We start from the raw sequence: 13,810 nt of genomic DNA on the forward strand, positions 1-13,810 counted from the left end.
GGCGGAGCCCATGAAAAGGCACCACATGGAACAGCACAAAGGAGTGGAGATGACCCAAACACCCACCGCCGCCGCCCAGGCCTGGCTGGCCGGGCTGGATGATGCACTGCAGCGGCGTGACGTGGAGGCAGCGCTGGAGCTCTTCGAGGACGAAAGCTACTGGCGCGACTTCGTGGCGTTTACCTGGAACCTCAAAACCCTCGAGGGCAAGGCGGACATCCGGCGCATGCTCGAGGCCACCCTGGACCGCGTGCAGCCGGCCAACTGGGCGCTCGCGGAGGACGCCACCGGGGACGCGGCGGCGGTGGAAGCGTGGATCACGTTCGAGACCGGAGCCGCCCGCGGCTACGGCCACCTGCGGCTGCGGAACGGCAAATGCTGGACGCTGCTGACCACCATGCAGGAACTCAAGGGCTTCGAGGAGAAGAAGGGCCCGCGCCGCGAACAGGGTGTGGCGCACGAGATTGTCCGCGGGCGCCGCTCCTGGAAGGAGCTCAAGGAGGAGCAGGAGGCCCGGCTGGGGTACGAGGAACAGCCCTACTGCGTGATCATCGGCGGCGGGCAGGGCGGCATCGGCCTGGCCGCCAGGCTGAAGAGGCTGGGCGTGCCCACCATCATCATCGAGAAGAACCAGAACCCGGGCGACTCCTGGCGCAACCGCTACAAGTCCCTGCACCTGCACGACCCCGTCTGGTACGACCACCTGCCCTACCTGAAGTTCCCGGACGACTGGCCCGTCTTCGCCGCCAAGGACAAGATCGGCGACTGGCTGGAGCACTACACCCGGATCATGGAGCTGAACTACTGGTCCGGCACCGAGTGCGTGGGAGCAGAGTACGACGACGGCACGCAGGAATGGGCGGTCAACGTCCTCCGCAACGGCGAACCGGTGACCCTCCGGCCCAAGCAGCTCGTCTTCGCCCTGGGCGTCTCCGGCTACCCGAACATCCCTAAGTTCGACGGCGCCGAGAGTTTCCTGGGCGAGCAGCGACACTCCTCCCAGCATCCCGGCGGCGGGGACTGGACCGGGAAGAAGGCCGTGGTGATCGGCTCCAACAACTCCGCGCACGATATCTGCGCGGACCTCTGGGAGCACGGCGCCGACGTCACCATGATCCAGCGCTCCTCCACCCACATCGCCCGCAGCGAATCCCTGATGGACCTGGCACTGGGGGACCTGTACTCCGAGCGGGCGCTCGCGAACGGCGTCACCACCGAGAAGGCCGACCTGCTGTTCGCCTCGCTGCCCATGCGCGTCCTGCCGGAGGCGCAGGTGCCGGTGTACCAGCAGATGGCCCAGCGGGATGCCGAGTTCTACTCCCAGCTGGAGGCCGCCGGGTTCGACCTGGACTTCGGTGTGGACGGGTCCGGGCTGTTCGTGAAGTACCTGCGGCGCGGCTCCGGCTACTACATCGACGTCGGCGCCTCCCAGCTGATCATCGACGGACGGGTGAAGCTGAAGTCAGGCCAGGTCGCCAAGATCACCGGCAACGCCGTGGTGATGGACGACGGCACCGAGCTGGAGGCGGATCTCATTGTCTATGCCACCGGCTACGGTTCCATGAACGGCTGGCTGGCGGACCTGGTCTCGCCCGAAATCGCGGACAGGGTGGGCAAGTGCTGGGGATACGGTTCGGACACGCCAAAAGACCCTGGTCCCTGGGAGGGGGAGCTGCGCAATATGTGGAAGCCAACCAACGTGCCGCAGCTCTGGATCCACGGCGGCAACCTGCACCAGAGCCGGCACTACTCGGCGTACCTGGCGCTGCAGCTGAAGGCGCGGATGGAAGGACTCGAAACACCCGTCTACGAATTGCAGCCCAGCCACCACACCCGCTAGTCGCGTTTCACAGCATGGAGGAATCATGAAGGCAGCACGTTTCCACGCCCGCAAGGACATCCGGATCGAGGACATCCCGGAGCCGGAGCTGCGGGCGGGGGCGGTGAAGATCGACGTGGCGTGGTGCGGCATCTGCGGCACGGACCTGCACGAGTACCTGGAAGGGCCCATCTTCTGCCCCGCACCGGGCCATCCGCACCCGCTCTCCCACGAGGAATCCCCGGTGACCCTGGGGCACGAATTCTCCGGGACTGTCTCCGAAGTCGGCGAAGGCGTGGACGGGCTGGCAGTGGGTGACAACGTCGTCGTCGAACCCTATTTTGTGGACGGGAGCTGCGACATGTGCCAGGCGGGCAGTTACCACCTGTGCCGGCAGATGGGCTTCATCGGGCTCTCCGGCGGCGGGGGAGGGCTGAGCGAGAAGATCGTGGTGGACGCCCGCTGGGTGCACCCCATCGGGGACATCCCGCTGGATGAGGCGGCGCTGATCGAACCGCTCTCCGTGGCGCACCACGCGGTGGCGCGCAGCGGCGTGAAGGCCGGCGACACGGCGCTGGTGGGCGGGTCCGGTCCTATCGGGCTGCTCACCGCCGCGGTCCTCAAGGGCATGGGGGTGACCACGATCATCAGTGAGCTCACCCAGGCGCGCAAGGAGAAGGCCACCTCCAGCGGCGTGGCGGACCACGTGCTGGACCCCAGCAAGGAGGACGTCCCGGCGCGGGTGCGCGAGCTCACGGGCGGGGCGGGGGCCGACGTCGCGTTCGAATGCGCCGGCGTGAACGCGGTGCTGGACACCATGCTCGACGCCGTCCGGCCCGGCGCCGTGGTGGTCAACGTGTCCATCTGGGGTGCGCCGGCCACCGTGGACATGCAGAAGCTGGTGCTCAAGGAGATCGACCTGCGCGGCACCATCGCCTACGTCCGCGACCACCCGGCCGTGATCAAGATGGTGCAGGAGGGCAAGGTGGACCTCAAGCCGTTCATCACCGGCCGCATCGCGCTGGAGGACCTGGTGGAGCAGGGCTTCGACACCCTCATCAACCACAAGGACACGGCGGTGAAGGTGCTGGTGCACCCGTAGGGCGTGGCGGGCGGTGTTCCGACGCGGGGCCCGGACTTTAGTCCCTGTTCTGGACTAACCCTCAGGCGTAGCTTGAATGCGGGTCCTGCAACCGCAGGACCCGCATTCAAGGGGGCATCATGACCAGGCCCAGGCTTTCGGCACTCAGCGTTCTCGGGCTCAGCGGACTGCTGGTCCTCACGGCATGCTTCGGCCCGCCCGCACCGGCCCCTTCCACCAGTTCCGCGGCCCCGAGCCCCACTGTCAACAGCACGTCCCCAAGCGCCAGCCCAAGCACGACGGCGACTCCCACCACCTCGGGGAACCCCACCACGACGCCGGGCAGCTCAGTCGCGCCCACCACCTCAGCCGCCCCGCCGCCGTCGTCCACTCCTGCCAGCCCGCCGCCCACGCAGGAACCCACGCCCACCGGCCTGCCCGAGCAGGTGGCCCCGCTGACCATCTACTACGTGGCCGTCGGTGACAACGGCGTCTCCGGACCCGCGATCGGCTGCGGCGACAGCCTGGTGGCCACCACCACAGCCCCCGTCCAGTTCACGGACCAGGTGGGCCCCAGCATCGGGACCCTGCTGGCCAACAAGAGCCGTGATATAGGGCAGTCCGGGCTCATCAACGTCCTTTACCAGTCGAGCCTGACGTACCTGGGTGGCGAGCTGAACGGCAGCACCATCACCATCTGGCTCTCCGGGCAGTTCATGCTCGGCGGGGTCTGCGACGTTCCGCGGGCCAAGGCGCAGCTGGAATACACGGCCATGACGGCGTCCGGCGCCACGAGCGCGCAGGTGTTCGTCAACGGCCGCCCCATCGACGAGGTGCTGAGCCTTAAGTAGACCCCGATGAACCCACCCAGGATGTGGCGGCGGGCAGCCGCTGCCGTGATGCCCGCGGCGGTGCCCGCCCTGATGGTCCCCGTCTTCAGGTTCACCGTCCGCCGGTTCGGAAAGCGCCGCGGCTACCAGGCGGGGTTCGCCGCCTACTGGGCACTGTGCTGGAGCCTGGCACTCGTGCTGGCGGGCCGACGTCGGCTGGTGGACCTGTGGCGTGCACCCGCCACCGAACCCCGAAGCGGGGCGCTGATGTGGAGCGTCCTGCTCGTCCCGCCGGCCGGCGCCATCGCCACGGAACTGATCCCCAACGCCAGGAAGGCGGGCCCCGCGGCGGCGATCGCCGCCATGGGCATCGGCGCCACCAACGCCCTGGCCGAGGAAGCCCTGTGGCGCGGCGTGCCGCTGGCCGTCTTCCCGGACCGTAAGGTCCTGGGCTGGCTCTGGCCCTCCCTCGGTTTCACCGCGTGGCACCTGGTCCCGCTCGCAGTCCGTCCCCATGCGCGCGGCCGGTGGCCCGTGCTGCTGGGCGCGGGCCTGATCGGGGTTGGGTACGGGTGGGCGGCCCAGCGCAGCGGCTCACTCCTGGCGGTGTCCATCGCCCATGCCGCCACCGACTCCTGCGGCGTCCGCGCGGCCCGCAACGCCTGGCTGCCGCAACCGCCCGGGCGGCAAGATGAGGGGACTTTGCCCCTATCCGATTCCGGGCACCATGCCGCACCATAACCTCATGAAGAAAGTCGTCATCGCCGGTCTCACGGCGGCAGTCCTCTCGTTTGGGTCACTCACCATGGCACCCGCTGCCGGTGCGGCGCCGTCCACGTCGCCCGCCGGAGCGGGACGCATCCTGATCAAAACGTACGACGGCGGCGCGGCCCCCGGCGTGCTCCACCAGTACGGTCTTCCGGCCGGCTCCGCCGTGGGCGGCACAGGCGCCCGGCTGGTCCCGGTGCCCGCCGGCCAGGAAGCCCGGCTGATCGACGCGCTCAGCCGGAACCTGTCCGTTGAGTACGCCGAGCCGGACGAACCTGCCACAGTGGCAACCAGCGACACGTACTTCCCCCGCCAGTACGCGCTGCAGAACACCGGCCAGTCCTTCACCAACACCCGCGGCGACATCACCGTGCCCGCGGGCACGGCGGACGCCGACGTCGACGCCGTCGAAGCCTGGAACACCACCACCGGCTCCGGCATCAAGGTGGCCGTCCTGGACTCGGGCGTGGCCAGCGACAACCCTGACATCGCCCCCAAAGTGGTGGCACGCGCCAACTTCAGTGACGCCGCCACCAAGACCGGTGACCCTGTGGCGGAGGACTATTACGGCCACGGCACCCATGTGGCCGGCATCGTCGCCGCCGCCTCCAGCAACTCGGCAGGCGTGGCAGGGGTGTGCCCGGGCTGCACCATCCTGGCCGGGAAAGTCCTGAACGACAGCGGGGTGGGGTCCAGCTCCAGCGTTGCCAACGGCATCAACTGGGCCGTCAGCAATGGCGCCAAGGTGATCAACATGAGCATCGGGGTCCGTGCGTCGCGCACGCTCGAGGCCGCCGTCAACAACGCCTGGACCAAGGGTGTGGTGCTGGTGGCAGCAGCCGGAAACGGTGGAAACCAGACCAAGATCTACCCCGGTTCCTACCCGAACGTCATCGCGGTCGGGGCTACTGACAACAAGGACCTCAAGGCATCCTTCTCCACTTACGGAGCCAGCTGGGTGGACGTGGCGGCGCCCGGCGTCAACGTCTACTCCACTTTCCCGAACCACGCCTTTGCCCTTGAAGTTCCCAACAACCGCTCCAGAGGCTACGACGTGGGCAACGGCAGTTCCATGTCCTCGGCCATCGTGGCCGCCACCGCCGCGCTCGCCTGGAGCTCCCACCCCGATGCCACCAATGCCTCGGTACGGGCCAACGTGGAATTTACCGCGGACAGGGTCTCCGGGACCGGCACTTACTGGGCGTACGGCCGGGTGAACGCCGCCAACGCCGTCAACGCCGTGAAGTAAACCGGCCTCAGATAAGGCCGGTTAGGGAGGTGGAGCCAGGTCGGGGCGCTGTGCACATCTGTGCAGCGCGCCCTGCACTCCCCGCACGCTGCCGGTTCCGGCAGCCGCAGCACTGCGCCGGTTCGAACTGGCTACTCACCAGTAACAATAATCTGGGCGGCGTCCCGTGCCGGGTCGGTAGGCGCGGGCCGGAGCGGATTTCGTTCCACGCACGTTCGTGCAGGCGGGCTTACCTGATGCTCCTTGCTGCCTAGCATTTTAGGACCGCAGCACGGCACCTGCCTGGTACAAACCGCGACACCGCCACCAGCAGACCCGGCCGCGACACCATTGCTGACACGCGAACAAAGAGGTTTATATGTCACTGCTTAAACGCGCCCTGTCCGTCGCCGCAGCCGCCGTCCTGGCCGGCTCCCTCTCCACGGTTCCCGCCCAGGCCGACACCCTGGACATCGCCCCGCCGGGCGCCAACGACTGGTCCTGCAAGCCTTCCGCCGAGCACCCGTACCCGGTGGTCCTGGTACCCGGAACCTTCGAAAGCATGGCGAAGAACTGGTCCACCCTGTCGCCCTACCTCAAGAGCGCCGGGTACTGCGTCTTTGCCCTCAACTACGGCGAGACCAACGGCGTCTACGCAACCGCCCCGGTGGCAGACTCCGCAAAGGAACTGGCCCCGTTCGTTGACGCCGTCCGCGCCGCCACCGGTGCCGCCAAAGTGGACCTGGTGGGCCACAGCCAGGGCGGCATGATGCCCCGCTACTACATGCACCTGCTGGGCGGCGCCAAGTACGTCCACCACCTGGTGGGCATTGCGCCTTCCAACCACGGCACCCAGGGCCTGATCGTGCCGCCGCCGGACGCCGTCCCCGATCCCGCCTACACCACCCTGGGCTGCGCCGCATGCGCTGACCAGCAGGCCGGGTCCGCCTTCATGCAGGAAGTCAACGCCAAGGGCGACACCGTGGCCGGACCGTCCTACACCGTGATCTCCACCGTCTACGACGAAGTGGTGATCCCCTACAACAGCCAGTTCCTGGTGGGACCATCCAGGCAGGTCACCAACATCACCATCCAGGACAAGTGCCCGGCCGATGTCTTCGAACATGACCAGACCCCCAACGATCCCGTGGTGCACCAGTTCGTGGCGAACGCACTAAGCCAGCCCTCCGGCCCCGCAGACCCCGCGTACCAGCCGAGCTGCCTGTAGCGCCCACGCCCCCGCACTCCGTGCCATGATGAGAGCCAGACCAGTCCCAAGGAGGTATCCGGATGGACAGCACACCTGGCGGCACGGAGGGCGGGGCGGGCCCGGGTCCGCTGCAGCACCCGTTTTTCGCCCGGGCGTTTGCCCGGGCCGTGGGCGGAATGGACCGCCGCGGGGCCGCCGACCACCGGCGCCGTATCCTGGCCGGACTGCACGGCTCCGTCATCGAAATCGGGGCCGGCGCCGGCTCCTCCTTCCCGCTGTACCCTCCCGCCGTGACCCAGGTCCTGGCACTGGAGCCTGATGACTACCTCCGGGGCGTGGCAGAAAAACAGGTGGCCGCCGCCAGCGTTCCGGTCACCGTGGCGGCCGCTGCCGCAGAGAACTTACCGGCGGAATCTGGCAGCGCCGATGCCGTAGTGGCCAGCCTTGTCCTCTGCAGCGTGAAGGACCAGTCCGCCGTGCTCGCGGAGATCCGCCGCGTCCTGCGCCCCGGCGGCACCCTTGCCTATTACGAGCACGTCCGGTCCCGGCACCCGGTGCTGGCCCGGGCGGAAGATGTACTGACCCCCGTGTGGGGGCGGTTCATGGGCGGATGCCACCTCAACCGGGACACACTCGCCACCATCACGGCAGCAGGATTCACGGTCCAGGACAACCAGCGCTTCGGTTTCGCCGTGCAGCGGTTGAATCCTCCGCTCGCGCACATCCTGGGCACGGCCACCAGCCCCGGTCCGCCCGGCTGACGAGGACTCCCCGCCATGAAGTGAGGGCGGGACCCTGCAAGCGGCGTAGACACACACCTGACGCCTCGGCGTCGTACCCTTGCCCTAAGGTAGCGCCACAAATCAACGTGTCCGATCGGATCCGGCATGACAGACCCGAACGTCCGGGAGCACAGCTCACTCCAGCTGCCCATCACTGATGCCGCGGCCCTGACGGCGGAGCAGACGCTGGAGCGGCTGGGATCGGCCCCGGACGGACTGAGCGCGGAAGAAGCGGCAGCGCGGCTTGAAAGCCTGGGCCCCAACGCCGTCCGCACGCACCGCGCCAACGCCTGGGCAGTGCTGGGCCGGCAGTTGGGCAGCCCCATCCTCATCCTGCTGCTGGTCACCGCCGCGCTGTCCCTGTTCCTGGGCGACGCCACCAACTCCATCGTCATTGGCGTGATCCTGCTGGTCAGCGTGGGCCTCGGCTTCACCAACGAGTACCGCGCGGAGCGGGCGTCCGAGGCGCTGCATGACCGTGTCACCCACCGGGCCGTGGTGCTTCGCGGTGGAACCACCAAAGAAGTGGACGTCACCGCCCTGGTGCCGGGCGACGTCGTCCATCTCTCCCTGGGTGCCATCATCCCCGCCGACATCCGGCTCCTCACCACCAGCAACCTCCTCTGCGATGAAAGCATCCTCACGGGCGAGTCCCAGCCGGCTGCCAAGGACACCGCGCCGGTGCCGGGGGGCGCAGCATTGGGCGACCTCGCCTCCTGCGGGTTCATGGGCACAGTGATCCAGTCCGGCAGCTGCATCGGGGTGGTGGTGGCCACCGGCGGCCGGGCCGAATTCGGACGCATCGCGCTGGGCCTGGGGGAGAGGCAGCCGCAGACGGAGTTCCAGCTGGGACTCAAACGTTTCTCGTTCCTGCTGCTTCAGGTGGCCATGGTCCTCACCACACTGATCTTCGTGGCCAACCTGTTGCTGCAACGCCCGCTTATTGAATCACTGCTTTTCTCGCTGGCCATCGCCGTCGGCATCACCCCGCAGTTGCTGCCCGCCGTCGTCAGCACCAGCCTGGCCACCGGAACCCGGCAGTTGGCCAAGAGGAAGGTGCTGGTCAAGCGCCTGGTGTGCATCGAGGACCTGGGGGACATGGACATCCTGGTCACGGACAAGACCGGCACCCTCACCGAAGGGAAAATCAGTTTCACCGCTGCCCTCCCGGCAACAACGGATGTGTCCGACGGCGGCTTGCTCACCCTGGGTTTGCTGGCCACCGAGGCGGACTATGCGGGAGCGAAGGGTTCCTTCGCGGGCCAGAACCCGCTGGATGCGGCCCTATGGGAGAGCGCCGGCGCAGCGGCTTTCGAACCGGGGCGCTTTGACCGGCTGGACCTGATCCGCTTTGACCACCAGCGCCGCCGCACCACGGCGCTGGTCCGTGACCGGGGAGGTCCGGCACAGCTTGTGACCAAGGGTGCGCCGGAGGACGTCCTGGCCCTGTGCGGTCCCGTCCCGCCCGCCGTGCGGGCCATGCTGGAGGAACAGTTCGGCGCCGGCGCCCGGGTGGTAGCCGTGGCCACCCGCCCGGCTGTGGGGCTGGCCAGGCTGACGCCGGCCGAGGAGCGCGGCCTCACCCTGGCCGGTTTCCTCGTCTTCCTGGACCGGCCCAAGGCCAACGCCCGCCAGTCCCTGGACCGGCTGGAGGCGCTGGGGATCTCGGTGAAGATCGCCACCGGGGACAACGCCAAGGTGGCCGAAAAAGTCTGCGCCGACCTTGATGTGCTCTCCGGCGGCACCTTGACCGGCACGCAGGTTGAGCAGATGTCCGACGCCGACCTTGCCGCCGCCGCGCGGACGGCCACCATCTTCGCCCGCGTCTCGCCGGAACAAAAGGCGCGGATCATCCGCCTCCTGCGCCAGAGCGGTGGCGCGGTGGGCTTCATGGGCGACGGCGTCAACGACGCCCTGGCACTGCACAAGGCGGACATCGGCATCTCCGTCGATACGGCGACGGACGTGGCCAAGGACGCGGCCGACGTCGTCCTCCTGGACAAGGACCTGGGCGTGCTGGCCGACGGCGTGATGGAGGGGCGGCGGATCTTCGCCAACACCATCAAGTACGTGCTGATGGGAACGTCCAGCAACTTCGGCAACATGTTCAGCGCGGCGGCAGCCTCCGTAGTACTGAGTTTCCTGCCCATGCTGCCGGGCCAGATCCTGCTGAACAACCTCCTTTATGACTCCGGGCAGCTGGCCATCCCGGGGGACCGGGTGGACAAGGAGCAGCTGCGCGCGCCGTCGCACTGGAACATCGCCTTCATTCGGCGGTTCATGCTGCTCTTCGGCCCCATCAGCTCATTGTTCGACTTCGCCACGTTCGCCCTGATGCTGTTCGTGTTCAACGCCGTTCCGGGGGAGTTCCGCGCCGGCTGGTTCATCGAATCCATCGCCACCCAAACGCTGATCATCTTCGCCATCCGCACCCGGCGCGTGCCGTTCCTCCGCAGCCGGCCCTCAGCAGGGCTGATTGCCGCATCCCTTGGCGTGGTGGCCGTGGGGATCTTCCTGCCGCTCTCGCCCCTTGCCGGGGTGCTGGGCTTCGACCCGCTGCCGGTCCCGTTCTTCCTCGCCCTGCTGGGCATGGTGGTGGTGTACCTGGTGCTGGTGGAGCTGGCCAAGCAGTGGTTCTTCGCCCGCGATGCCCAGCAGCTGCCGGCCCCGCCACCGCCCGTCCGGCCCCGGCACGCCACGCACCACATCGCCCGAAGGGCCTTCAGGTTCAGCGCCCCGGTCAAGGTGCCCCGGCCTCCGATGCAGCCGCGGAGCCGGCGCCGCGCACGGCTGCGGGGACGGAAGGCAGCCCGGACGTAACTTATAAGCCGCTGGGCCGCCGGGGTTGTTAGCATGGTGGTGAGAGACACTGGGGGCTGTCACAAATCGGATCCAGGGCGATGCAGCCCGCCGTGGGTGATGCTCTACGACTGAGGTGTTTTCTTTATGTGGCGTGAACCAATCCGGCGACGAACCAGGGAGCTTCTGCGTGAGTTCGTGGACCGGGCAGATGAGCTGGTCCGGACCCAGGAACACGTGGAGGGCCTGCTCGGCGCCGTCGTCTCCCTGACAGAAGACCTCAGCCTCGAAGTGGTACTGGACCGGGTGGTGCAGTCCGCCTGCGAGCTCGTGGGCGCGCGCTATGGGGCCCTGGGCGTCATCGGTGATGACCAGCAGCTCAGCCACTTCATTACTGTCGGCATCGACGAAGAAGGTGCCCGGCTCATCGGCGACCTTCCAACCGGCCACGGCGTGCTGGGGCACCTGATCCGCGAGCCCAGCCCGGTGCGCCTCCATGACCTCGGCGAACACCCCATCGCCGTGGGCTTCCCGCCCGAACATCCGCCAATGAAGACCTTCCTGGGCGTCCCCGTCCGGGTGCGGGACGAAGTTTTCGGGAACCTGTACCTGACGGAAAAGACCGACGGCCAGGACTTCACGGCCGAGGACGAAGACCTTGCCGTTGCCCTCGCATCCGCCGCCGGTGTAGCCATCCAGAATGCACGGTTGTTCGAGGACAGCAGGAGCCGCCAGCGGTGGCTGGAAGCGGGCATGGACGTCAGCGACAGGCTCAAGGCCAACCCGCGGTCCGATACGAACAACATGGACATGATCGCCGAGCGTGCGCTGCACGCCTCGGCCTCGGCACTGTCCATCATCGCGTCAGTTGCCGGGGACGGGAGTCTGCGGTGCCGGACCTCCCTGGGAGTCCAGTCCATACCCGCCGGGCAGGAGCTTCCGGTGGGCGACGCCGTAGCCGAGGTGCTCGCCACGGGGGAGTCCAGGATCGTGAAGGACCCTGCCCAGGTGTTTGACGGAGCCTCCGCCGAAAAGCTCGGACCGGTCCTCCTCGCTGCGCTGGGCAACAACATTGACGGACACCGGGACACTGTGTTGATCTTGGCGCGCCCGTCCAGCGGAAGCCGCTACACGGATGTTGATCTTGAACAAAGCGCGGTCTTCGCGTCCAGGATCGGCCTGACGCTGGACCTGCTGCGGGCCAACCAGCTGCGGGAAGAACATGCGCTGTTCATCGACCGGGAACGCATCGCCAGGGACCTGCACGACCTGGTGATCCAGCGGTTGTTCGCGGCCGGGCTAAGCATCCAGGGGCTGCGCCGCTACACCGGGGACCCTCTCGCGCACGAGCGGCGGATTGCCGGCATCACCACGGAACTGGACGACTGCATCCACCAGCTCCGCGACACCATCTACGCCCTGCAGGCCCGGGAACAGGACGGGGAGCTCCTGAGCGGCCGCGTCCTGCGCGCCGTCCAGGAAGCTGCCAACGCGGCCGGGGTCCTTCCGAGGATCCAGCTCTCGGGCCCCGTCGATGACGTCGTCGGAGACGAGGTGGCCGAACAGTTGCTGCCGGTGCTGTCCGAAAGCGTCAGCAACGCCGTCAGGCATTCGGGCTGCGAGGAGATCTACGTGCACCTCTCCGTGCAGGAGGGCCACGTGGTGCTCACCGTCCGCGACCATGGGCGGGGCTTCACGGATCCCGGCCGGATCAGCGGCCTGAACAACATGAAGACCCGGGCCTCCCGCGTGGGCGGGACCTGCATTATTGACAGCGCCCCCGGCAAGGGCACCAGCGTGACCTGGACGGCGCCCCTCCCTGAATGAGGGTGAGGGCTCCGTCCCGTGGTGTATCAGTGCAGCAGTTCCCACGCGGGCGGGATTGGCACCGGGATCAGCTGGCTGCGGCGCCGGAAGCCCAGCTTCTGCAGCACTGAGGATACGCAGGCACTCACCTGCTCGTCGGGCAGCATCAGTTCCTGCCCGATCTGCCGGTTGGTCAGGCCGCGGGCCATGAAAGCAAGGACGTTCCGCTCCTTCTCCGTCAGGCTGTCCAGCCAGGAGGCGGAGGAAGCTGCGTAAAGGCTTTCCGCGATCCTTTCCCTGACCCCCGGCCGTAACAGTGAACTGCCAGCGGCAGCGCTGCGGATGGCGTTCACCAGTTGGGTGTTGTCCCCCACCTGCTTCAGCACGTATCCGGACGCGCCTGCCAGAACCGCTGCCCGCACGGCATGCGGTTCATCCCAGCTTGTCAGGATCAGGCACCGGACCCCGGGGGCGGTGGCGCGGAGGTCGCGGCAGACCTCGATCCCGGTCCCGTCCGGGAGCCTGTCGTCCAACACGGCGAGGTCCGGTTCCAGGAGGGGGATAAGGTGCCTGGCTTCGGCGGCCGATCCGCTTTCACCGGCTATCGCGAACCCGTCATTTTCAAGCAGATCGCTCAGTCCCCGCCGCACCGGCTCATGGTCGTTGAGGATGAAGATCCGGGGAGTCCAGGCCGGAGACCGAAGTGAATCGCGGGGTGCTGCAGGTGTATCCATGAAGACGCTCTCATCGGGTCGATGGCCTCCCCGGCCGCCTTGTCAGCGCGCCCGCCCCGTTCGGAAGGATCCTCAGTCAATCATTTCGTGTCCGGCTACTTTAGCAGCAGGGCCAAAGGTCCGGTCCTGCAGTTTACCGGCGGAGGAAAACCTCCACTGAATGAAGGATGACGGCTGCGTCCTTGAAGGCCGGGCTGCCATGCGGGTGCAGCCGGTCCAGCAGACCGCCGTTGTGCTGGAGGCGGCGGAGGGCCGTGGACACCGCACGGCTGGCATAGGCCAGGTCTCCCTGGTGGCGGAGCAGTGCCAGGGGCGTGCCCTGGAGCGAGGTCAGCGCGACAGCAAGGACGTTTGCGTCCATCTGCCGGCCCGCGGCCCGGTGCCTGCGCAGCTGTAGTGCAAACCCGTCCCACACCTCCCGCGCCGCAATGCGTGCCACTTCCGTGCGGGCTTCATTGTCCGGGAAACCGCGGCATACCAGGTCCTCGTGAAGGCATTCGAACCTGCTGCTGAGTTCCTCCGCCATGCCATCGGCGTCCGTGCCGGGGGATGTCGAAGGCTTGAAGTTGGAAGGATGGAGGAGCATCGCGCGTCGGCGCGCGGCTTCCTACAAGGATGCCAAGCGTCCCGGCCCGGTTATAGGGCTGAAAGTCCCAACCTCGGAGCGGGCAGGGGGAGGGACAGCGGTTCAGGCTGAAGCCGGGGGGCTTTGGGCCCTGTTTCCCCTTTGTTCCCGCCCGTAGCGTGGGGTTA

11 protein-coding genes are annotated in these 13,810 nt (G+C 67.8%); 9 read left to right on the top strand and 2 right to left on the bottom strand.

Annotated elements, in window-relative coordinates; genetic code table 11:
* Positions 1-49: 49 nt before the first annotated feature.
* The 9 genes from FBY33_RS10615 (at position 50) to FBY33_RS10655 (ending at position 12,344) form a co-directional block, all read left to right on the top strand.
* The gene (locus tag FBY33_RS10615) at positions 50-1,840 is read left to right on the top strand and encodes an NAD(P)/FAD-dependent oxidoreductase (RefSeq protein ID WP_142030528.1); all 1,791 of its coding nucleotides are present in this window, start codon (positions 50-52) and stop codon (positions 1,838-1,840) included.
* Positions 1,841-1,865: 25 nt separating this feature from the next.
* Entirely contained in the window at positions 1,866-2,921 is a 1,056-nt protein-coding gene (locus tag FBY33_RS10620; protein ID WP_142030529.1) for a 2,3-butanediol dehydrogenase, read from the top strand.
* A 119-nt stretch (positions 2,922-3,040) separates the two neighbouring features.
* On the top strand, positions 3,041-3,751 hold the full coding sequence (locus FBY33_RS20690; RefSeq protein ID WP_235010535.1) for a hypothetical protein: 711 nt from the start codon (positions 3,041-3,043) through the stop codon (positions 3,749-3,751).
* Positions 3,752-3,757: 6 nt separating this feature from the next.
* Positions 3,758-4,471, top strand: a complete 714-nt coding sequence (locus FBY33_RS10630) for a CPBP family intramembrane glutamic endopeptidase (protein WP_142030530.1) — start codon at positions 3,758-3,760, stop codon at positions 4,469-4,471.
* A gap of 4 nt (positions 4,472-4,475) precedes the next feature.
* A complete protein-coding gene (locus tag FBY33_RS10635; RefSeq protein WP_142030531.1) occupies positions 4,476-5,747 on the top strand; it encodes a S8 family serine peptidase in 1,272 nt (423 codons plus the stop codon).
* A 358-nt stretch (positions 5,748-6,105) separates the two neighbouring features.
* A complete protein-coding gene (locus FBY33_RS10640; RefSeq protein WP_142030532.1) occupies positions 6,106-6,954 on the top strand; it encodes an esterase/lipase family protein in 849 nt (282 codons plus the stop codon).
* 62 nt (positions 6,955-7,016) lie between these two features.
* Positions 7,017-7,697, top strand: a complete 681-nt coding sequence (locus FBY33_RS10645; protein ID WP_142030533.1) for a class I SAM-dependent methyltransferase — start codon at positions 7,017-7,019, stop codon at positions 7,695-7,697.
* Positions 7,698-7,823: 126 nt separating this feature from the next.
* Positions 7,824-10,538, top strand: a complete 2,715-nt coding sequence (mgtA, locus tag FBY33_RS10650) for a magnesium-translocating P-type ATPase (RefSeq protein WP_235010536.1) — start codon at positions 7,824-7,826, stop codon at positions 10,536-10,538.
* A 126-nt stretch (positions 10,539-10,664) separates the two neighbouring features.
* Positions 10,665-12,344: a GAF domain-containing sensor histidine kinase gene (locus FBY33_RS10655; protein ID WP_142030534.1), complete on the top strand. Its 1,680-nt coding sequence runs from the start codon at positions 10,665-10,667 to the stop codon at positions 12,342-12,344.
* A 26-nt stretch (positions 12,345-12,370) separates the two neighbouring features.
* Here FBY33_RS10655 and FBY33_RS10660 read toward each other — a convergent pair whose 3' ends face one another.
* Both FBY33_RS10660 and FBY33_RS10665 read right to left on the bottom strand, forming a co-directional pair.
* Positions 12,371-13,057 carry a response regulator gene (locus tag FBY33_RS10660; RefSeq protein ID WP_142030535.1) on the bottom strand — a complete coding sequence of 229 codons (687 nt, stop codon included), beginning with the start codon at positions 13,055-13,057 and terminating at the stop codon, positions 12,371-12,373.
* Between the two features lie 133 nt (positions 13,058-13,190).
* Positions 13,191-13,643, bottom strand: a complete 453-nt coding sequence (locus tag FBY33_RS10665; RefSeq protein WP_235010537.1) for a hypothetical protein — start codon at positions 13,641-13,643, stop codon at positions 13,191-13,193.
* Between the last annotated feature and the right edge of the window lie 167 nt (positions 13,644-13,810).

Source organism: Arthrobacter sp. SLBN-112, assembly GCF_006715225.1.
GTDB lineage: Bacteria > Actinomycetota > Actinomycetes > Actinomycetales > Micrococcaceae > Arthrobacter.

Coding starts and splice junctions, on each gene's coding strand:
- FBY33_RS10615 (WP_142030528.1), top strand. CDS start 50: ATGACCCAAACACCCACCGCCGCCGCCCAGGCCTGGCTGGCCGGGCTG.
- FBY33_RS10620 (WP_142030529.1), top strand. CDS start 1,866: ATGAAGGCAGCACGTTTCCACGCCCGCAAGGACATCCGGATCGAGGAC.
- FBY33_RS20690 (WP_235010535.1), top strand. CDS start 3,041: ATGACCAGGCCCAGGCTTTCGGCACTCAGCGTTCTCGGGCTCAGCGGA.
- FBY33_RS10630 (WP_142030530.1), top strand. CDS start 3,758: ATGAACCCACCCAGGATGTGGCGGCGGGCAGCCGCTGCCGTGATGCCC.
- FBY33_RS10635 (WP_142030531.1), top strand. CDS start 4,476: ATGAAGAAAGTCGTCATCGCCGGTCTCACGGCGGCAGTCCTCTCGTTT.
- FBY33_RS10640 (WP_142030532.1), top strand. CDS start 6,106: ATGTCACTGCTTAAACGCGCCCTGTCCGTCGCCGCAGCCGCCGTCCTG.
- FBY33_RS10645 (WP_142030533.1), top strand. CDS start 7,017: ATGGACAGCACACCTGGCGGCACGGAGGGCGGGGCGGGCCCGGGTCCG.
- mgtA (WP_235010536.1), top strand. CDS start 7,824: ATGACAGACCCGAACGTCCGGGAGCACAGCTCACTCCAGCTGCCCATC.
- FBY33_RS10655 (WP_142030534.1), top strand. CDS start 10,665: ATGTGGCGTGAACCAATCCGGCGACGAACCAGGGAGCTTCTGCGTGAG.
- FBY33_RS10660 (WP_142030535.1), bottom strand. CDS start 13,057: ATGGATACACCTGCAGCACCCCGCGATTCACTTCGGTCTCCGGCCTGG.
- FBY33_RS10665 (WP_235010537.1), bottom strand. CDS start 13,643: ATGCTCCTCCATCCTTCCAACTTCAAGCCTTCGACATCCCCCGGCACG.